At 73.2% G+C, this 18,068-nt stretch carries 19 protein-coding genes; 10 read left to right on the top strand and 9 right to left on the bottom strand.

Features of this window, described 5'->3' with window-relative positions; translation table 11 throughout:
- Positions 1–137: 137 nt before the first annotated feature.
- The 9 genes from ACQPZ4_RS23825 (at position 138) to ACQPZ4_RS23785 (ending at position 9,735) form a co-directional block, all read left to right on the top strand.
- Entirely contained in the window at positions 138–1,760 is a 1,623-nt protein-coding gene (locus ACQPZ4_RS23825) for an ABC transporter substrate-binding protein (RefSeq protein ID WP_433065186.1), read from the top strand.
- 2 nt (positions 1,761–1,762) lie between these two features.
- On the top strand, positions 1,763–2,683 hold the full coding sequence (locus tag ACQPZ4_RS23820) for an ABC transporter permease (RefSeq protein WP_433065184.1): 921 nt from the start codon (positions 1,763–1,765) through the stop codon (positions 2,681–2,683).
- A gap of 2 nt (positions 2,684–2,685) precedes the next feature.
- The gene (locus ACQPZ4_RS23815; protein ID WP_433065181.1) at positions 2,686–3,573 is read left to right on the top strand and encodes an ABC transporter permease; all 888 of its coding nucleotides are present in this window, start codon (positions 2,686–2,688) and stop codon (positions 3,571–3,573) included.
- A 1-nt stretch (position 3,574) separates the two neighbouring features.
- Positions 3,575–5,170, top strand: a complete 1,596-nt coding sequence (locus ACQPZ4_RS23810; protein ID WP_433065179.1) for a dipeptide ABC transporter ATP-binding protein — start codon at positions 3,575–3,577, stop codon at positions 5,168–5,170.
- Positions 5,167–5,850, top strand: a complete 684-nt coding sequence (locus tag ACQPZ4_RS23805; protein ID WP_433065176.1) for a GNAT family N-acetyltransferase — start codon at positions 5,167–5,169, stop codon at positions 5,848–5,850. Before ACQPZ4_RS23810 ends, ACQPZ4_RS23805 begins: the two co-directional genes overlap by 4 nt.
- On the top strand, positions 5,847–7,694 hold the full coding sequence (locus ACQPZ4_RS23800; RefSeq protein ID WP_433065173.1) for an LLM class flavin-dependent oxidoreductase: 1,848 nt from the start codon (positions 5,847–5,849) through the stop codon (positions 7,692–7,694). The genes ACQPZ4_RS23805 and ACQPZ4_RS23800 overlap by 4 nt, the downstream gene beginning before the upstream one ends.
- A gap of 48 nt (positions 7,695–7,742) precedes the next feature.
- Positions 7,743–8,252, top strand: coding sequence for a flavin reductase family protein (locus tag ACQPZ4_RS23795; protein ID WP_433065171.1), 510 nt, complete (start codon positions 7,743–7,745; stop codon positions 8,250–8,252).
- Between the two features lie 218 nt (positions 8,253–8,470).
- On the top strand, positions 8,471–8,968 hold the full coding sequence (locus ACQPZ4_RS23790; RefSeq protein ID WP_433065168.1) for a GAF domain-containing protein: 498 nt from the start codon (positions 8,471–8,473) through the stop codon (positions 8,966–8,968).
- Positions 8,965–9,735 carry a hypothetical protein gene (locus tag ACQPZ4_RS23785; RefSeq protein WP_433065166.1) on the top strand — a complete coding sequence of 257 codons (771 nt, stop codon included), beginning with the start codon at positions 8,965–8,967 and terminating at the stop codon, positions 9,733–9,735. The genes ACQPZ4_RS23790 and ACQPZ4_RS23785 overlap by 4 nt, the downstream gene beginning before the upstream one ends.
- Here the strand turns inward: ACQPZ4_RS23785 and ACQPZ4_RS23780 are convergent.
- Complete coding sequence (locus tag ACQPZ4_RS23780) at positions 9,732–10,184, bottom strand: MarR family winged helix-turn-helix transcriptional regulator (RefSeq protein WP_433065163.1); 453 nt, start codon at positions 10,182–10,184, stop codon at positions 9,732–9,734. The two genes, ACQPZ4_RS23785 and ACQPZ4_RS23780, sit on opposite strands and share 4 nt — an antisense overlap.
- 64 nt (positions 10,185–10,248) lie before the next feature.
- On the opposite strand from ACQPZ4_RS23780, the gene ACQPZ4_RS23775 reads away from it, so the two are divergent.
- Entirely contained in the window at positions 10,249–10,617 is a 369-nt protein-coding gene (locus tag ACQPZ4_RS23775; RefSeq protein WP_433065160.1) for a VOC family protein, read from the top strand.
- A gap of 24 nt (positions 10,618–10,641) precedes the next feature.
- On the opposite strand, the gene ACQPZ4_RS23770 is transcribed toward ACQPZ4_RS23775, so the two are convergent.
- The 8 genes from ACQPZ4_RS23770 to ACQPZ4_RS23735 form a co-directional block, all read right to left on the bottom strand.
- Positions 10,642–11,238: a hypothetical protein gene (locus ACQPZ4_RS23770; RefSeq protein WP_433065157.1), complete on the bottom strand. Its 597-nt coding sequence runs from the start codon at positions 11,236–11,238 to the stop codon at positions 10,642–10,644.
- Between the two features lie 14 nt (positions 11,239–11,252).
- Entirely contained in the window at positions 11,253–13,337 is a 2,085-nt protein-coding gene (locus tag ACQPZ4_RS23765; protein ID WP_433065155.1) for a glycoside hydrolase family 15 protein, read from the bottom strand.
- A 42-nt stretch (positions 13,338–13,379) separates the two neighbouring features.
- On the bottom strand, positions 13,380–14,108 hold the full coding sequence (locus ACQPZ4_RS23760; RefSeq protein WP_433065153.1) for an SDR family NAD(P)-dependent oxidoreductase: 729 nt from the start codon (positions 14,106–14,108) through the stop codon (positions 13,380–13,382).
- On the bottom strand, positions 14,105–14,770 hold the full coding sequence (locus ACQPZ4_RS23755) for a type 1 glutamine amidotransferase domain-containing protein (RefSeq protein ID WP_433065150.1): 666 nt from the start codon (positions 14,768–14,770) through the stop codon (positions 14,105–14,107). Before ACQPZ4_RS23755 ends, ACQPZ4_RS23760 begins: the two co-directional genes overlap by 4 nt.
- Before the next feature lie 11 nt (positions 14,771–14,781).
- Positions 14,782–15,822: a phosphotriesterase family protein gene (locus ACQPZ4_RS23750; protein ID WP_433065147.1), complete on the bottom strand. Its 1,041-nt coding sequence runs from the start codon at positions 15,820–15,822 to the stop codon at positions 14,782–14,784.
- The gene (locus tag ACQPZ4_RS23745; RefSeq protein WP_433065145.1) at positions 15,794–16,243 is read right to left on the bottom strand and encodes a DJ-1/PfpI family protein; all 450 of its coding nucleotides are present in this window, start codon (positions 16,241–16,243) and stop codon (positions 15,794–15,796) included. Before ACQPZ4_RS23745 ends, ACQPZ4_RS23750 begins: the two co-directional genes overlap by 29 nt.
- A gap of 70 nt (positions 16,244–16,313) precedes the next feature.
- Entirely contained in the window at positions 16,314–17,165 is an 852-nt protein-coding gene (locus tag ACQPZ4_RS23740; protein ID WP_433065142.1) for an ROK family protein, read from the bottom strand.
- Position 17,166: 1 nt separating this feature from the next.
- Positions 17,167–18,015, bottom strand: coding sequence for a cupin domain-containing protein (locus ACQPZ4_RS23735; RefSeq protein WP_433065139.1), 849 nt, complete (start codon positions 18,013–18,015; stop codon positions 17,167–17,169).
- Positions 18,016–18,068 lie beyond the last annotated feature (53 nt).

Below are 18,068 nucleotides of genomic sequence, written 5' to 3'. Positions count from 1 at the left end.
CCCCAGTGACATGGCCGACAGCGAGGCCCGTCGAACGTTGACAGCCGTGCTCGGCCGCTGCTGCACTGGCCGACACCACCCGGGCCGAATCGGTTGTCCCGCACCGGGTTTTCCCCACTCAAAATCGAGGCATCCTCATGCGTAGATTCATGCTGTCCCTGTCCGCCGCGACGCTGCTGGCGGCCGGCTGCGGTGGGGCCGCGGCCGACGATCCCGGGGCGGCCGCCGGAGGGCCCGTCGCCGGCGGCCGGCTCACCTGGGCCGTGGAGACCGAGCCGGTCACCTTCAACCCGCACCAGTACGCCCAGGCGAAGGCCCGGCTGCTGGTCTGGAACAGCTTCGAGGCGCTGCTCACGCACGACGACAAGGGCGGCTACCTGCCCTGGCTGGCGCGGTCCTACGAGGCCTCGGCGGACGGCAAGCAGTACACGTTCAAGCTGCGCGACGACGTCACGTTCCACGACGGCGACAAGTTCGACGCCGCGGCGGTCAAGGCGAACCTCGACCAGCTGTTCGTGCCCGGCTACGCGCCCGGCGTGACCTCGACGCAGCTCAAGAACTTCGCGGCGGCGAAGGTCGTCGACCCGTACACGATCGAGGTCGACCTCAAGCAGCCCGACGTGCAGATCCTGGACTTCTTCGCCTCGCCGCAGGGCGCGCAGATCTCGCCGAAGTCGCTGAAGAGCCCGAACCTCAAGGCCGGCGGCCCGGACGTGGCCGGCACCGGGCCGTTCATCCTGGACCGCTACGACAAAGGCCAGGAGGTGCACTACAAGCGCAACCCCGCGTACAACTGGGCGCCGGCCAACGCGGGGCACCAGGGCGCGGCGTACCTCGACGAGATCACGTACCGGTTCCTGAAGGAGTCCTCGGTGCGCGTCGGCGCGCTGAGCTCCGGCCAGGTCGACGTCATCGAGGGCGTCCCCGCGACCGAGCAGGGTCTGGTCAAGGCCGACCCGAACCTGCAGTTCGCGCAGCACCTCAACAGCGGCACGGCGTACAACTACTACTTCAACCAGACCCGCGCCCCCTTCGACGACATCAAGGTGCGCAAGGCCTTCCGCGACGCGGTGGACGTCGACGGCGTGCTGCAGGGCGTGTACCGCGGCACCGCCACCCGGGCCTGGAGCATCCTCAGCCCGTCCGGCCCGTACTACGACCCGTCGCTGGAGAAGACCTACGGCAACGACCCGGCCGAGGCGAACACGCTGCTCGACGAGGCCGGCTGGGCCACCAAGGACACCGAGGGGTTCCGGACCAGGGACGGCAAGCGGCTCACCGTGCGCATCGTGCTCTCGGCCCCGTTCGTGCGGGACAAGCGCGACATCCTGGCCCAGGCCGTGCAGGCCGCGGTGAAGCAGTCGGCCGGCATCGACCTGCAGGTCAAGGTGGTCGACCAGGGCACCGCGAACGACGCCCTGGCCAGGAACGAGTTCGAGGTCTTCGACAACTCCCGCGCCGACACCGACGCCGGCGCCGCGCTCACCCTGATCGTGCCCAAGGGCGCCCCGATCAACCGGCACGGGTACAGCAGCCCGGAACTCGACGCGCAGGTCGCGGCGGGCGCGGCCACCGCCGACCCGGCCAAGCGCAAGGAGATCTACACGGGCCTGCAGCGCGAGCTCACCGGCAACGCGACGCTGCTGCCGCTCTACGCCCCGGCCGACCAGATCGCGGCCCAGAAGAAGATCGGCGGCCTCGGCTTCGAACCGACCGCGGGCGTGCCCGGCAGCGCGTACAACGTCTGGATCGGCAAGTAGCCATGTGGCGAGCCGTCCTCCGGCGCCTCGGCAGCGGGGCGGTGGTCCTCTGGGCCGCCGCCACCGCCGCCTACCTGGCGCTGCACCTGGCGCCCGGCGACACCGTCGACACCCTCGTCGGCGACGGCCCGGACACCCCGCAGATCCGCGCCCAGATCGCCGCCGACCTCGGCCTGGACCGGCCGGCCGCGATCCAGTACGTCGACTACCTGTGGCGGCTGCTGCACGGCGACTTCGGCCGCTCGTACGTGCTGCAGCGGCCGGTCCTGGACATCATCGGCAGCCAGGTCTGGCCGACGGTGAAGCTGACCCTGGCCGCGTCCGCGTTCAGCGTCGTCATCGCGGTCGGGCTGGCCCTGGCCAGCACCGGCCGCGGCCGCTGGGTGCGCGGGCTCACCTCGACCCTGGAGCTGTCGGTCGTCTCGGCGCCGGGCTTCCTGATCGGCATCCTGCTGCTGAGCGTGTTCTCGTTCCGGCTCGGCTGGTTCCCGGTCTCCGGCGATCGCGACCTGTCCGCGCTCGTCCTGCCCGCCCTGGCCCTCGCGCTGCCGATCGGCGGGCTGCTCAGCCAGGTCATCCGGGAGGGGCTCGAGCGGGCCCTGGACGAGCCGTTCGCGGTGACCGCGCGGTCGCGGGGCCTGACCCGGCAGGCGCTGCTGTGGCGGCACGCGCTGCGCCACGCCCTGCTGCCCGCGGTCACCCTGGCCGGGACGCTGATCGGCTTCCTGCTCAGCGCGGCGGTCGTGGTCGAGCGGGTCTTCGGCCGGCCCGGCCTCGGCCAGGTCGCCACCGACGCGGTCAGTGCCAAGGACATTCCCGTCGTACTGGCCGTGGTCATGCTGTCCGCCGCCATCTACGTCGCCCTGAGCACCGCGGCCGACCTGACCTATCTCGCCGTCGACCCCCGGCTGCGGAAAGGCTGACCATGTCCATCACGCTCTCCGCGACCGGGTCCACCGCCACCGCGACGGCCCCGCCCGCCCCCGCGGACGCACCTCGCCGCCGGCGCCGGTGGGTCGCCCCGGGCCTCGTCGCCGCCGGGCTGGTGTTGCTGTTCGTGCTGCTGGCCGCGCTCGTCCCCGGCCTGCTGACCGGCGCCGACCCGCTCGCCGCCGATCCTTTCGCCGCCCTGCAGCAGCCGAGCGCGGCGCACTGGTTCGGCACCGACCAGCTCGGGCGGGACGTGTTCACCCGCACCGTGTACGGCGCCCGCTACTCCCTGGCCATCGGGGCCGCCTCGACACTGCTGTCGCTGCTGGCCGGCGGGCTCGTCGGGCTGCTGGCCGGGCTCGCGCCGCGCCGGCTCGACGAGATCCTCAGCCGGGCCCTCGACGTGCTGTCGGCGTTCCCGGAGGTGCTGCTGGCGCTGCTGTTCATCGCCTTCACCGAGCCGGGCACGCCCAGCCTCGTGCTGGCCATCGCGCTCGCGTTCGCGCCCCGCTACGGCCGGATCGTGCGGGCGCAGACGCTGCTCGTGCGGCGCTCCGGCTACGTCGAGCAGGCGGTGACGGTCGGGCTTTCCCGGGTACGGCTGGCGTGGCGGCACATCCTGCCCAACGTCCTCGGGCCGCTGCCGATCCTGGCCACCATCGGCCTCGGCACGGCGATCGTGAACGCCTCGGCGCTGTCGTTCCTCGGCATGGGACCGCAGCCACCCGCGCCGGAGTGGGGCGCGATGCTCGCCGAGAGCCGCAACTACCTGCGCGTGGCCTGGTGGTCGGCGATCCTGCCGGGCGCCACGCTGACCCTCACCGTCATCTCGCTCACCGCCCTCGGCCGGCGGCTGCAGCGCTCGTTCGAAGGCAGGCACTGACATGGCGCCCCTGGTCGAGGTGGAGAACCTCCGCGTCACGTTCCCCGGGCCGGTGCACGCCGTGCGCGGGATCGGCTTCACCGTCGAGCGCGGCGAGTGCGTCGCGATCGTCGGCGAGAGCGGCTCGGGCAAGAGCGTCACCGCGCGCACCCTGGTCGGCCTGGCCGGGCCCACCGCCCACGTGCAGGCGGACGCCCTGCGCCTCGACGGGCGCGACACGGCCGGGTTCACCGACCGGGACTGGCGGCGGCTGCGCGGCCGGGTCGCCGGGCTGGTGCTGCAGGACGCCCTCGTGTCGCTCGATCCGCTCAACACCGTCGGGCAGGAGATCGGCGAGGTACTGCGGGTGCACGGCATCGGCACCGCCCGCGACCGCCCCGCGCGGGTCGCCGCGCTGCTCGACGCGGTGCACGTGCCCGAACCGGCGGAGCGGGCGCGGCAGTACCCGCACCAGCTCTCCGGCGGCCTGCGCCAGCGCGCGCTCATCGCCTCGGCCATCGCCGCCGACCCGCCGCTGCTCATCGCCGACGAGCCGACGACGGCGCTCGACGTGACGGTACAAGAGCAGCTTCTGAGGCTTCTGCAGGAGCGCAAGGCGGCCGGGTCGGCGCTGTTGCTGGTGAGTCACGACCTGGCCGTCGTGTCGTCCATCGCCGACCGGGTGCTGGTCATGCACGACGGGGTGATCGTCGAGCAGGGGCCGACCCGGGAGGTGCTGCGGGAGCCGCGGCACGCGTACACCAGGCTGCTGCTGGCCGCCGTCCCGACCGCCGCGTCCCGGGGTCTGCGGCTGAGCAGCACCGAGCGCGAGCCGCTGCCGCCGCGGAGGTCGGAGCCGGAGCGGATCGTGCTGCGCGCCGAGGGGCTGCACAAGCACTACGGCGCCCGGCACGTCGTCGACGGCGTGAGCTTCACGCTCGGCCGCGGCGAGACCCTCGGCATCGTCGGCGAGTCCGGCTCCGGCAAGACCACCGTCGCCCGCATCGCGCTCGGCCTGGTCGAGCCCGAGGCCGGCGCCGTCCACCTCGGCGACGCGCGCTGGAGCGGGGTCCGCGAGCGGCACCGGCGGCCGCTGCGCCCGCGCATCCAGGTCATCGCCCAGGACCCGCTGAGCTCCTTCGACCCGCGGTACACCGTGGAGAAGCTCGTCGCCGAACCGCTCGCGCTGCGCGGGAACGAGCGGCGCGACCGGGTCGTGGAACTGCTGGAGCGCGTCGGCCTCGGCCCCGCCCACCTGCGCCGCCACCCGCGCGCGCTCTCCGGCGGCCAGCGCCAGCGCGTGGCGATCGCCCGCGCCGTCGGCCCCCGCCCGGACGTGCTGGTCTGCGACGAGCCGGTCTCCGCGCTCGACGTGTCCATCCAGGCCCAGGTCCTCGACCTGCTCGCCGACCTGCAGGCCGCCGACGGCACGGCGCTGCTGTTCATCTCCCACGACCTCGGTGTGGTCCACCATCTCGCCGACCGTGTTCTGGTACTGCACGAGGGCCGCATCGTCGAGCAGGGCCCCGTCGGCGACGTGTTCCACCGCCCGGCCCACGACTACACCAAGGCCCTGCTGGCCTCGGTGCCGACCCTCGAACCAGAGGCCGCCCGATGACGAAGCACCCGCTGGACAACCCCGCCTGGCACGCCCTGCACGGCCCGCACAAGCGCTTCGCGGAGGCCGTCGGCGACGCGGTGCGGTACCAGGTCGACGTGGCCCCGTTCCTGACCGTCCACCCCGGCGCCGGACCGGAGGTCTGGGCGGACGTCGCCGCGCTGGCCGGACCGGGCGCCGTCATCGCGGTCACCGGCGACGGCCCGCCGCCCCCGCCGCACTGGCGGCTCGTCGAGGACGCGGACGGCGTGCAACTGGTCGATCGCGGTGTTTCAGCCCGGCCGGAGCCGGAGGCCGTCGTGCTCACCGCCGACGATGTTCCTGCCATGTTGGATCTGGTCGCGTGCACCAGGCCCGGGCCGTTCAAGCAGCGAACCATCGAGCTGGGCACCTACCTGGGCCTCCGGCGCGAGGGGCGGCTGGTCGCGATGGCCGGGGAGCGGCTGCACCTCGACGGCTGGACGGAGATCTCGGCGGTATGCACCGATCCGGCGTACCGCGGGCAGGGCCTCGCGACCCGGCTCGTGCGGGCGGTCGCCTTCGGGATTCGCGAGCGCGGGGAGACGCCGCTGCTGCACGCGGCGGCGACGAATGTGGGTGCGATCAGGCTGTACGAGACGATGGGCTTCGAACTGCGGCGCCGGACCAGCTTCCGGGTCGTCGAGGTCGGTGCGCGGTGACCGGGCTGCTGTTCGCCGCCGAGGTCAGCGCGCCGGACCTCGCCACCCTGGAGCGGCGGGTGCGGGCGGAGGAGGACGCGGGGTACGCCTTCGTCACGCTGCCGGACGATCCGCTGCGCGGCGGCGTGGAGGCCGGCGTCCTCGCCGCGTTCCTGGCCCGGCGGACCGCGCGGATCGGCCTCGCCCCGACGCTGCACACCAGCACCACCGAGCCGTTCCACCTCGCCACCCAGCTGGCCGGCCTCGACCACGCGTCGCTGGGCCGGGCCGGCTGGGTCGTCGGGGCGACCGCCGACCCGGCCGCCCTCGCCACCGTCGGGCGCGCCGCGGTCGACCCGGCCGAGGTCGCCGACGTCGTCGAGGTCGCGCGCGGGCTGTGGGACTCGTGGGAGGACGACGCGGTCATCAAGGACGTGGCCACCGGCCGGTTCCTCGACCCGTCCCGCGTCCACCACGTGCACTTCGAGAGCCCGCGGTTCTCGGTGATCGGCCCGCTCATCACGCCGCGCCCGCCGCAGGGCCAGGTCGTCGTCATCGGCTCGGCCGCACTCGGGATCACCGACCAGCTCGACGTCGTGCTGGCCGACCCCGCGCAGGGCCGGCCCGCGGGCGCGCCGCTCGTGTTCGCCTCGGTGCACGACGTCGGCGACGTGCCGCCCGGCTTCGACGGGTGCATCTGCTCGGCGCCGGCGACGACCTGCCGCCCGTCGAGCGCCGCGCGGCCGGGCCGACCCTGCGGGAGTCCCTCGGCCTGCCCCGCCCCGCGAACCGCTTCGCTGCACCTGGGTGTCTTCTTCACCGGCGCCGGGCCGAACCTGCTGTGGACCCGGCCGGACTTCGCCGACCACACCCACATCGACACGTTCATCCACGTCGCCCGGACCCTCGAACGTGGCCTGTTCGACGCGTTCTTCCTCGGCGAGGGCCTGCGGGTGCGGGAGAACCGCGGCACGGTGTACGACCCGGACGTCGCCGGCCGCCCCGACGCGATCACGCAGCTGGCCGCGCTGGCCGCCGAGACGACCCACATCGGGCTGGTCGCGACCCAGAACACCACGTACAACTACCCGGCCGACCTGGCCCGCCGCCTCGCGAGCCTGAACACGGTCTCCGGCGGCCGGGCCGGCTGGAACATCGTCACCACCGACAACGCCTGGACCGGCGAGAACTTCCGGCACGGCGGGTGGCTGCCGCACGAGCGGCGCTACGAGCGGGCCACCGCGTTCGTCGAGGCGGCCAAGGCGCTGTGGCGCGGCGAGCGGGTCGTGGCCGCGACCGACCTGCTGACCCTGGACGCGACCGGGGCGATTCCCGCGCGCCCGGTGTTGTTCCAGGCCGGCGACTCCCCCGGCGGCCGCGAGCTCGCCGCCCGCCACGCCGACGTGGTGTTCTCGGCCAACACGAGTTGCGTGAAGGCGGCCGCATATGCGGCCGATCTGCGCCGCCGCCTCGCCGCGCACGGCCGGGCCCCGGACGCGGTGCGCATCCTGCCCGGCGCCTCGGTCGTGCTCGGCGACACGGCGGCCGAGGCGCGCGAGAAGGCCGACTGGATCAGGCGGGAGCAGACCACGGGGCCGCGCGCGCTGGCGTACCTGGAACAGCTGGACCCGTCCCGCGGCACGCTCCCGATCGAGTTCCGCACCGGCAAGCTCGCCCGCATCGCCGCGTGGCGCGAGCTGGCGGCCGAGCGCGACCTGTCCATCCGGGAGCTCGTGATCGCGGTCAGCCCGGGTCATGAGAGCTTCGTCGGTACCCCCGGTCAGATCGCCGAGGAATGGGGCCGCTACCTGCGCGACGGCGTGGTCGACGGCTTCAACTATCCCTATCGGATTAGTAGGGCTTAGGTTAAACTGACCATGACCGATACACCCGCGGAAGGCAGGGCCGAACCGATGACCGCTCCCGCATTGCTCTCCCCCACCGACCTGCGCCGCGTCTTCGGGGCGTTCCCGACCGGCGTCACCGCGATCGCCGCCATCGTCGACGGCGTCCCGGTCGGCCTCGCCGCCAGCTCGTTCACGTCGGTCTCGCTGGACCCGCCCCTGGCCTCGGTGTGCATCGCCCGCACCTCCAGCACCTGGCCCGTCCTGCGCCGGGCCGGCCGGCTCGGCGTCAGCGTGCTCGCGGCCGACCAGGAGCGCCTCGGCCGGCAGCTCGCCCAGCGCGGCGGCGACCGGTTCGCCGGGGCGACCTGGCGGGCCAGCCGCGACGGCGAGATCCTGCTCGACGGCGCCTGCGCGTGGCTGGACTGCAGCATCGAGCGGGAGGTCCCGGCCGGCGACCACGAGATCGTGCTCCTGCGCATCCACGACCTCGACGCCGACCCGGACGCCGCACCGCTGGTCTTCCACCGCAGCACGTTCGGCCGTTTGCCCAGCTCCGCGACAGGTACGCGATCGTAGGAAGGTCCGTACCTGCTCATCGAGAACGTGACGCACCACATCGAGGAAGAGCAGCAGGAGTGGTTCCCGAAGGTCCGCGAGGGCCTGGGCCGCCTGCGGGTTTTGGCCAAGTAGTGTGGTGGGCACCCGGGCCGCACCCGGGTGCCCACCGCTTCGGTTCCGCAGGTTCCTACGCTTGGCTGACACGCAGTCGAGAGACCTGGAGGGACGTACCGCCCATGACACGCGCCGACGCTGGATCCTGGCGGACCGCCCCCGCGCGTGACGTGCTGTCGAACTACGCCCAGCTCGACCACGAGGCCCTGGCCGCGCTGGCCAAGCACACGGCCGAGGTCCTGGGCGCCCCGATCGCGGCCGTCAACGTCATCGTCGAGGGCACCACCGTCCAGGTGGCCGCCCACGGCCTCGGCGACTCTCCAGCCGGCCGCGCGGGCGTCCCCACTGAATGGCTCCCCTGCCACACCGTCAACACCGGCAACGCCCCGACCCGCATCGACGACCTGCGCGAGCACCCTGCGGGCGAGGGCCCCCTGCTGCGCGGCGGCCCGTTGCGCTCCTACGCGGGCGTGCCGCTCTCCCTGCCGTTGGGCCGCTCCATCGGTACGTTGTGCGTCCTCCACGAGTTCGTCGGCGCCTTCTCCGACACGGACCTGCGCGTCCTGGCCAGCCTGGCCCGCGACGCCGCCGGCCTGCTGCAGGGCCCCGCTCCCGCGTGAGGGTCACGTTCGCCTCGTCGCCGGCCCCGGGCCGCCCCGAGAACGAGGACGCCGTTTTCCAGGCCGGCCCTTTGGTGGGCGTGCTGGACGGCGTCACCGCCCCGGTCGGCGTCGCCACCGGGTGCGTGCACACGCCCGCCTGGTACGTGCGGCGGCTCGTGTCCCACCTGTCGGCTGATGCCGCTTCGCTGCCCGACTGCCTGGCCACGGCCATCTCACTGGCACGCGAGGACCACGGCGGGCAGTGCGACCTCAGCAACCCGGCGACCCCGGCGGCCACCGTCTGCCTCGTGCGCGCCACGGACCGCGGCTTCGACTACCTGATCCTGTCCGACACCACGCTGGTGGTCGACCGCGGCGACGAGGTGCTCGCCCTCACCGACGACCGCTTCGCGCGCCTCGACCTTCCGGTTGTGCGGGCCGACTACTTCGCCCGCAAGTACGAGCGCACGAACCAGCCCGGCGGCTACTGGGTGGCGAACAGCGTGCCGGAGGCGGCGTACCAGGCCTTGACCGGAAGCTTCCCGACCGGCGGCGCGGACGGGGTACGGCGGGCGGCGCTGCTGACCGACGGCGTCTCGGCGCTCGTGGACCTGTACCGCCGGATGGACTGGCCGACGCTGCTCGACACCCTCACGCGCTCGGGCCCGGCGGCGCTGATCGAGGAGGTCCGCCGGGTCGAGTACGCCCACACCGGCCCCACGACCCGCTGGAAACGCCACGACGACGCCACCGCCGCCCTGTGCACCTTCACCAGGGCGGTCTAAGCGGGCCCATCATCGGCGCGCAGGGAACGGGTCATGCTGCGCAGCAGGCGGAACGCCGTCGCCTGCTCGGGCTCGGTCAGCCCCGCCAGCATCCGCACCTCGACCGACCGGACCGCCACCGTCGCCTTGTCGAGCGCCCGCCGCCCGCGGGGTGTCAGCCGCGTCGGCAGCACCTTCCCGACCGGGGCCTCCGCCGGCCTGGTCACCAGGCCCTCCCGCTCCAGGGCCTGCAGCAGCACGTTCATCGACTGGCGGGTCACGAACGCGCCCCGGGCCAGGTCGGAGTTCGACAGCCCGGGCCGCTGCGCCAGCAGTTCGAGGCACGAGTACTTCGTCACGTTCATCCCGAGCGGCCGCAACACGTCCTCCATCGCCAGGCGCAGCGCGCTCGACGCCTCCTTCAGCAGGTACCCCAGCGAGGTCTCGAGGTCGACGCCGTCTTGACTCATGTCAGCATTCTGACATACGGTTGGACGTGTCAGTTAACTGACACCTACTCGAGGAGGATTCGCCATGCCCGTCACCGGACCCGACTTCATCTCACTGCAGGCCCGCGACCTCGCGGCGTCGCAGGCGTTCTACGAGCGGTACCTCGGCCTCGTCCGCTCCCCCGCCGGCCCGCCGCACGCCGTCGTGTTCGACACCAAGCCGATCGCCTTCGCGCTCCGCGACGTGCTTCCCGGCACCGACCTCGCGTCCGCGGCGCAGCCCGGGATCGGCGCCGCGATCTGGTTGCACGCCACGGACGTCCAGGCCATCCACGACGCGCTCGCCGCCGACGGGCACACGATCGTGTCGGCGCCGATCGACGGGCCCTTCGGCCGGACCTTCACCTTCGCCGACCCGGACGGCTACCAGATCACGCTCCACGACCGCGCCTGAACGGGCTGCTACAGGCGAGCACGCTCAGGACGGCATGCACTTGACGTCGAACCGAGCGCGGTTCGAGGTCATCCGGTTCGGCTCGAGGGTTTCGGCCCAGAACTCGATGGTGCGCTTCGGGTTGGCCGGGTCGAGCTTGAGGTCGTACGTCAGGCGCGCCGTGGTCGAGCCGTCGTGGCCCGGTGCCCCCAACGCCCGCGGGGCCGGGTCGTTGCCGTCGGTCGAGTGCAGCTGGACCGACGTCCTGAACAGCGCGTCGCCGTCGCTGAAGGTGATCGGCACGAACAGCGTCACGGTGATCGGCTGGCAGAGGCCCGCCCAGCCGGGGTATTCGGGCTGCATGCGCAGCGACGTCACGCGCGCGCCGGGCGTCGTCGCTACCGTGGCCGGCGGCTTGGTGGTCTTCGCGGTCGCCGTGGTGGCGGCCGCCGCCGGGGAAGGGCGGGCCGTCCGGCTCGGTGCGGCGCCGGCCGCGGCGGGGCCCAGATAGGCCGCGCCGGACTCAGCCGGGGCCGAAGGCTGCGCCCCGGCCGACGAGTTCGGCGGGCTCGATGTGCAGGCCGCCGTCCCGAGCACGACGGCCACGCCGAGCACCACACCGACCCGCCAGTCCCGGAGCACGACGGCATCGTAGATCACCCCAGGTAGCGGTCGGCCACCGCGGCGGGCTGTTCGACGACCCGTCCGCTCGCGATGCCCCAGGCCAGCCGGATGTACTGCGCATGCGTCCAAGCCAGCGGCGTCGCCGAGAACGTCGGCGTCCCCGGCACGAACCCGGGCGTCCCAGCCGGCGGGCGGTCGTCCCACACCTGCTCCGGCAGCATCAGCCCCGGACCCGCGGCCCGGCCCATCGCCGCAAGCTGCGCCCGTGCCCCCCGCAGATCGCCGGCCGCAACAAGATACTCGCCCCGCTCCCCGTTGAGCAGCGGCCAGGCGCGCCCCAGGGTCTGGTACGAGTCGGCCGGCAGCGGGAACGACCACGCGGCGCCGCTGCGCTCCTCGCCGTACCCGTCGAAGGAGGCGCGGTGCCAGTACGCCCCGGTCCCGAGTTGCGCATCGACGACCGACAGCGAGTTGACCACCGCCGCATCGTCCGCCGGCAACACCCCGAGCCGGACCAGTTCGAGGAAGCTCGGATCGACAACGCGCCGCTGATCCACGGCCGACGGGCCGCTGTCGCCGATGCTGTACGTGGTGCCCGCGTCCGGGTTGCCGTCCTTGGTCAGGCGCAGGAAGTACGGGTCCCGCGAGTACGGGCCGGTCGTGGTCACCGTCCAGCCCTTGACCCGCGCGGCCCACTCGTCGGCGGCGCGTCGATAGCGCGCAGCCGTGGCCGCATCCGGGGCCAGCGACGCCGCGCACACCAGACCCGCGATCTCCGCCGCGATCGTGGCCGGGGAGTAGCCGGACTGGTTCTCCCAGCGCTCCTGAGGCGTGGCCGGGGCGCCCTCGAAGGACAGCAGGAACTCGGCCGCCGCCCGCACGTGGGTCCAGGTGGCGGGGTCGGTGCGGCCCAGCTGGTACGCCAGGACGATCGGCAGCGCGACCTCGTCCAGCTGCAGGCCGGTCCACACCGGCACGCCCGCCACGGAGGAGTTCTGCGGGAACGAGCCGTCCGGGCGCTGCTGCACGGTGAACAGGAAGTCCAGCGCGCGGCCGGCGCCCGCGGTGTCACCGGCCGCGATGAGTCCCGTGGCGATCTGATACAGATCCCGGGACCAGACCAGATGGTACGGCCCTGAAGGCGCCTCCGACCCCCAGATCCACGGCATGTTCGGCGCGGCGACGTAGGCCCCCGGATGCGCCTTGTCCTCGCTCGCGGCGAGCACCATCGCCGACACCTGGTACAGCCGCCGGTCGGCGACGGCCGGGGCAGGGTGCAGGCCGGCCAGGTAGGCCCGCCAGCCCTGGGCATAGGCGCGGGCGGTCCGGTCGAACCCGGCCCGCAGCGAGGCCCGGGCGGCCCCCAGCGCCGCCGGCCCGGTCGCGCCGAAGCCGAGCGCGATCGTGGTGTGCCCGGCGGCGAGGCGGCCCGTCTGCACGAGGTTCCCGGCCGCGGCGGAGGGATAGTGCCAGTCGAGGCGGCCGTCGCGGGCGAGGTCCGTCCAGCCGTCACTGGTACCGCGGAAGCCGTTCGACGTCACCGCGAAGCCCGGCTCGGCGGCGAGGGCGCTGGCGGTGCTCGCGTCGCGCGCGACGAGCGCGTCGCCGTCAACCGAACCACTGTCGTCGTCGCGGGTGTCGCCGAGCGCCGGGTCGTAGATCGCGAAGAGGTCGTGGCCGGGGCCCGTGAACCGCACGTCGAGCAGCACCGTGGCCCGCGCCGGGTCGGTGACGTAGGTGACGGCGAGGCGCCAGCGGCCGCCCCGGTCGCGGAACGTCTGGCGGAACGTGAGCGCGTCGTCGACCGAAGTCTCCACGATCGCGTCCTGCGCGCGGGTGGCGTGCCCGTGCCGGTCGGCCACCGCGAACTGCAGGGCCCGGGCGCTCGGCGTGCCCAGGTCCGGGTAGTAGATCTCGCCCAGCCCGCCCTCCCGCTGCACCGTGAACCAGACGGGGCTGGTGGCGGCACGGGCGGTACCGAGGCCGGACTTGTCGGCGGGCAGGAACTGCTCCGGGACGCCGGGCCCGCCCGGTGCCCCGCCGGCGGCGAAGGCCACCGCCGGCGTCACGGCGAGCAGGACCAGGACCAGCACGGCGGCGAGCAACGGCGAGCGCATGCACCGCCCACTTCCCCGCCGAGAGATCGACTAACGTCGAGCTCAGGCGGAAAGCAGGCCGCCGTCGACGGTGATCGACTGGCCGGTCACGTAGGCCGCGCCCGGGCCGAGCAGGTACACGATGAGCGCGGCCACCTCGTCCGGGTCGCCCTGCCGGCCCAGCGGCACCCGGGCCTCGATGCCGCGGCGGGCCGCCTCGGTGTCGGCCTGGGCGTTCCAGTACGGGTCGTTGAACGGGGTGTCGATCCACCCCGGGCACACGCTGTTGACGCGCACACCTCGCCCCGCCAGCTCGACGGCGAGGGAGCGGGTCAGGCTGATGAGGGCCCCCTTGGACGCCGCGTAGGCGAACGTCCCCGCGCTCCCGCGGTGGGCGGCCGTCGAGCCGGTGAACACGATGCTGCCGCGGGTCTCCGCCAGGGCCGCGACCGCCGCCTGGGCCAGCAGGAACGGCGCGCGGACGTTCAGCGCCATGGTCGCCTCCCACGCGTCCACGGCGAACGACTCCAGGGGCGCCACGACGTGCAGCCCCGCCGTCACGACGACGTGGTCGAGCCGGCCGAACGCCGCCAGCGCGGCCTCCACGGCGGCGCGCGGCGCGTCCCGCAACGTCAGGTCGTGGTGGCCCGCGACGAGCCGCCCCGGCCCGTCCGGTGCGGCGGCCGGGTCCTTGACGTCGGCCAGGTAGACGTCGGTGCCGGCGGCCCGCAGCATCCGGACGGTCGCCCGTCCGATGCCGGTCGCGCCGCCGGCGACCAGGGCGACGGTCACTCGCCGGCCACCGCGTACGCCCGGTAGTTCGCCGAGCCCGGTCCGGCCGCGCGGTTCTTCACGACGGCCGCCGCGCGGTACACCGCGGAACTCGGCTTCGAATCGTTGACGACGGCCGCAACCGGACCACCGGGGGACGAGCTGGCGGCCAGGGCCTCCAGGATTCGGGCGAGGAAGAACGGCAGGTCGTTCGGCAGCTGCGAGGTGATCAGGTTGCCGTCGACCACCACCGCCTCGTTGCGCCAGTCGCCGCCGGCGTGGATGACGTCGTCCTTGATGACCGGGACCGACGTGACGGCCCGGCCCTTCACGATGTCCGCGGTCGCGAGGAGCCAGCCCGCGTGGCAGATCGCCGCGACCGGGGCGGCGCGGTCGTTCAGGGCGCGGACGAAGTCGACGAAGCGCGGCTCCCGGCGCAGGTACTCGGGCGAGAAGCCGCCCGGCACGATGACGGCGTCGAAGTCGTCGGGCGTGACGTCGCCGATGCCGACCTCGGCCACCGCGGGGTAGCCGAGCTTGCTGGCGTACACCTCGCCGGCGCGGGCGCCCACGATCGTGACGCGCACGCCGGCCTCGCGCAGGCGCAGTACGGGGTACCAGAGCTCCAGTTCCTGGTAGAGGTTCTCGGCCAGGACGGCGACTCTCGCGTTCTGCAGTTCCATCCAGTCCTCCGTCAGACCGCGATCGACAGGATGCGGCGGGGGTTGTGAATCATGATCTGGTCGAGCTGCTCGCCGGTGACGCCCTTGGACTTCAGGCGGGGCACCCAGCTGGTGAACATGTAGTTCAGGTTGACCTTCTCGTTCTCCAGCTGCGGGTCGGCGTCGGTGACGGCCGCCCGGGGGTTGAAGAACCAGCGGTCGAAGGAGAGCACGATGCGGTCCAGGTAGCCGTCCTCGATCAGCTCGATGAGGGCGTCGGCCATCGCCTCGTCGAGCTCCTCCGCGCTGCCGACCCGCCACGGGATGCCGATGTGGTCGAGCTGGACGTTGGCGCCCATCTTGAGGATCTCGCGCATCATGTTGACCTGCGGCGGGACGAAGGCGTGGCCGATGATCACCTTGGACAGGTCCATGCCGACCTCGTCGAGGATCTCCAGCTGCTCGCGGCCCGGGTTGGTGACCTCGAAGTCCATCGGGTCGATGTGCGTGTTGATGCCGCAGCCGACCTGCATGGCCGCCCGGCCGGCGGCGCGGATGACGCGGTCCTCGACCTCGTGGACGTGCCGGCCGTACGCGCCGACGGGGCTCGGCTTCGGGAAGACGCTCTCCTGGCCGGTGGCGATCTTGATGGCGCCGGCCTTGTAGGGCGTCTGCTGCCAGGCGAAGACCATGCCCTCGGTGAGGTCCTTGACGAAGAACTCGGTGAGCTCCTCGATGGTCTGCCGGCGCCAGTAGTACGGCACGCCCATGCGCTCGGGGAAGAAGCCGGTGATCGCCACGACGTTGATGCCGGTGCGGCGGGCGCAGTCCACCATGAACTGCGGGTGGCGGCCGACCTCCGGCGGGGTCATGTCGATCAGCGTGCGGTACCCGTTGGGGATCATCCCGTCGACGATCTGCGCGCTGACCCGCTCGACGGCCGCCGGGTGGTCGAAGACCGTGCGGTGGTCGAGCTCGGCGCCCGGGTAGCCGTACAGCAGGTGCTCGTGGGTCAGGATGCGGCCCGACTCCTCGGCCGGGACGTCACCGAGAACGGTGCGAAAGATCTGCATGCAGCACGCTCCTTAACCGGGTGAACAGGGACGGGAGGGCGTCGGCGTCGGCCGCGACGTGATCGGGGTCGACGTCGAGCACGAGCTCCCGGACCAGGTGGGCGCCGGAGCCGCTGGCGAAGATCGGCACGTCCGCGGCGCGCAGCCGGCGCAGGAGCGCGACCTGCTCGGCGCTGATCGCCGGGCGGCCGGCCACCGTACCCGGCACGACGAGGGCGTCCACGTCCTCGGAGACGACCTCGGCCGCGACCGTGTCGCCGAGGACCGGGTAGCCGAGGTGGCTCTCGCACGGCCCCTCCCCGGGGCCGACGACCTTCACCTCCGCACCCTCCTCGCGGGCGCGCAGCACCGGGTACCAGAACTCGAGCTCCTGGTAGCCCTCGAAGGCGAGGACCACGATCGAACGGTTGGACAACGTCATGAGGACCTCTCATGGGAAACTGGTCTACAAAGCAGACCAGTTGGAGTCTGTCACAGCTGCGGCCGAACCGCTACAGCCGGTCGAGCGCGTGCGCCGCGGCCCCGAGCAGCGCCGCGTCCTCGTCGTCGGCGGCGTGGTGCAGCCGCGTGCGGGCCCAGTGCGGCCGGATCGAGTCCCAGTGCGCCCGCACCGCCCGGCCGAGCCAGGTGTCCGGGGCGAGGGGCGCACCGGCCAGGACGATGCGGTGCGGGTCGTGGGTGGCGACGATCGAGCGCACGCCGGCGGCCAGGGCCAGCGCGCACCGGTCGAGCACGCCGGCCGCCCGGTCGTCCCCGCGCTCGGCGGCATCCACCAGGGCCCGGGCGTCCGGCAGGCCGAGCGCGCTCGCGGCCGCGGCCAAGACCCGGCCGGAGACCAAAGCCTCCAGGCAGCCGGTACCGCCACAGGGACACCGCGGGCCGCCGAGGTCGACGATCATGTGCCCGAAGTCGCCGGCCCCGCCGAGCCCCGGGTCGAGCGAGCCGTCCCGGATCACCGCGCCGCCGATGCCCGTACCCATGGCGAGGACGGCGGTCGTCCCGTCCGGCCATTGCGCGGCCACCCCCAGCGCGGTCGCCTGCACGTCGTTCAGCAGCGCGACCGGCAGGTCCAGCGGCAGCGCCCCGGCGACGTCGGTGCCGTCGGTGAAGCCGAGATTGGCCGCGGTACCGACGATGCCGTTCTGCACCACGCCCGCGAGCCCGACGCCGACCGCGACCGGCTCCAGCCCCGCGGTGACCCCCCGGACCAGGTCAGCAACCGCGGCGTATTGCTCGTCCAGGCTCGGCGGCTTGGCCAGACGGTCCCGGGCCACGATGCGGCCGCCCGTCACGGCGGCCGCGCGGATCCAGGTGCCGCCCCAGTCGACGGCGGCAACCGTCACGTCAGGCACTCGGGCCCGGCAGGTAGTCGCCGGCCACCGAGAACAGGCACGTGGCGGCCTCGTGGCTCATGTTGTAGAACGAGTGCGGGGTGCCGGCCGGGATGCGCACGCCGTCCCAGGCGTCCAGCTCGACCCACTTCTTGGTGCCGGTGAGCTCGACGTGCAGGTTCCCCGACTCCACGAAGATCACCTTGTCGGCGCTGTGGGTGTACACGTCGCTGCGCTGCCCGCCCAGGAAGGACATCTTGCCGGCGGTGAGGTGCTCGGTGCTGGCCAGGATGCCGACCAGGATCTCGCGGCCCCGGGTCTCGCCCTCCATCCGCCACAGGATGTCGGCCTCCCGGATCATCCAGGTGGTCTGCTCGCGCGGGGTGTCGCGGGCCATCGGCCAGTTGCCGATCAGCTCGTCCTGGCCCTGCTTCGGCGGCCCGGCGAGCGGCGGCTGCGCGCGGGCATACGCCCCGCCCGTGCCGGACTTCGGCGCCGGCTGGAAGAACTCCAGCATCCGCAGCTGTACGTTGCTGTGGTTCCACTGGTAGTGCCAGGTGTCCTTGCGGAAGAAGATGGCCTCGCCCGGATTGACGACGAACACCTCGCCGGTGACCGGGTTGCTCTGGACCATGCGCCCCTCGAGCACGTAGAAGAGCTCGTCCGCGCCGAAGACGGTCGGGTTGGCCGGCGAGGAGATCGCCGAGCCGTTCGGCGGCATGCCGACGATGTTCAGGTTCATCGTCGCGTCGTCGGCGTAGAACCAGTCGCAGAGCCGTCCGGTGGTCTCGTCGCCCCACGTGCGCCGCTCCAGGTCCCGGTAGCGAAGGACCTGCGGCTCACGGTTGCTCTCGTCTGTCATGTCGACCTCTCGTGGCACTAACTGGTCTGTAATATGAACCAGTCTGGCCGACC

The organism is Dactylosporangium sp. CS-033363 (assembly GCF_050942475.1).
Classification (GTDB): Bacteria; Actinomycetota; Actinomycetes; order Mycobacteriales; family Micromonosporaceae; genus Dactylosporangium.
Note: the sequence above shows the minus strand (reverse complement) of the source record. Positions and strands in the feature narration are given on the sequence as shown.

Bases quoted from the DNA above. Each gene is read 5' to 3' on its own strand.
- ACQPZ4_RS23825 (WP_433065186.1), top strand. From the start codon at position 138: ATGCGTAGATTCATGCTGTCCCTGTCCGCCGCGACGCTGCTGGCGGCC.
- ACQPZ4_RS23820 (WP_433065184.1), top strand. From the start codon at position 1,763: ATGTGGCGAGCCGTCCTCCGGCGCCTCGGCAGCGGGGCGGTGGTCCTC.
- ACQPZ4_RS23815 (WP_433065181.1), top strand. From the start codon at position 2,686: ATGTCCATCACGCTCTCCGCGACCGGGTCCACCGCCACCGCGACGGCC.
- ACQPZ4_RS23810 (WP_433065179.1), top strand. From the start codon at position 3,575: ATGGCGCCCCTGGTCGAGGTGGAGAACCTCCGCGTCACGTTCCCCGGG.
- ACQPZ4_RS23805 (WP_433065176.1), top strand. From the start codon at position 5,167: ATGACGAAGCACCCGCTGGACAACCCCGCCTGGCACGCCCTGCACGGC.
- ACQPZ4_RS23795 (WP_433065171.1), top strand. From the start codon at position 7,743: ATGACCGCTCCCGCATTGCTCTCCCCCACCGACCTGCGCCGCGTCTTC.
- ACQPZ4_RS23790 (WP_433065168.1), top strand. From the start codon at position 8,471: ATGACACGCGCCGACGCTGGATCCTGGCGGACCGCCCCCGCGCGTGAC.
- ACQPZ4_RS23780 (WP_433065163.1), bottom strand. From the start codon at position 10,184: ATGAGTCAAGACGGCGTCGACCTCGAGACCTCGCTGGGGTACCTGCTG.
- ACQPZ4_RS23775 (WP_433065160.1), top strand. From the start codon at position 10,249: ATGCCCGTCACCGGACCCGACTTCATCTCACTGCAGGCCCGCGACCTC.
- ACQPZ4_RS23765 (WP_433065155.1), bottom strand. From the start codon at position 13,337: ATGCGCTCGCCGTTGCTCGCCGCCGTGCTGGTCCTGGTCCTGCTCGCC.
- ACQPZ4_RS23755 (WP_433065150.1), bottom strand. From the start codon at position 14,770: ATGGAACTGCAGAACGCGAGAGTCGCCGTCCTGGCCGAGAACCTCTAC.
- ACQPZ4_RS23750 (WP_433065147.1), bottom strand. From the start codon at position 15,822: ATGCAGATCTTTCGCACCGTTCTCGGTGACGTCCCGGCCGAGGAGTCG.
- ACQPZ4_RS23745 (WP_433065145.1), bottom strand. From the start codon at position 16,243: ATGACGTTGTCCAACCGTTCGATCGTGGTCCTCGCCTTCGAGGGCTAC.
- ACQPZ4_RS23735 (WP_433065139.1), bottom strand. From the start codon at position 18,015: ATGACAGACGAGAGCAACCGTGAGCCGCAGGTCCTTCGCTACCGGGAC.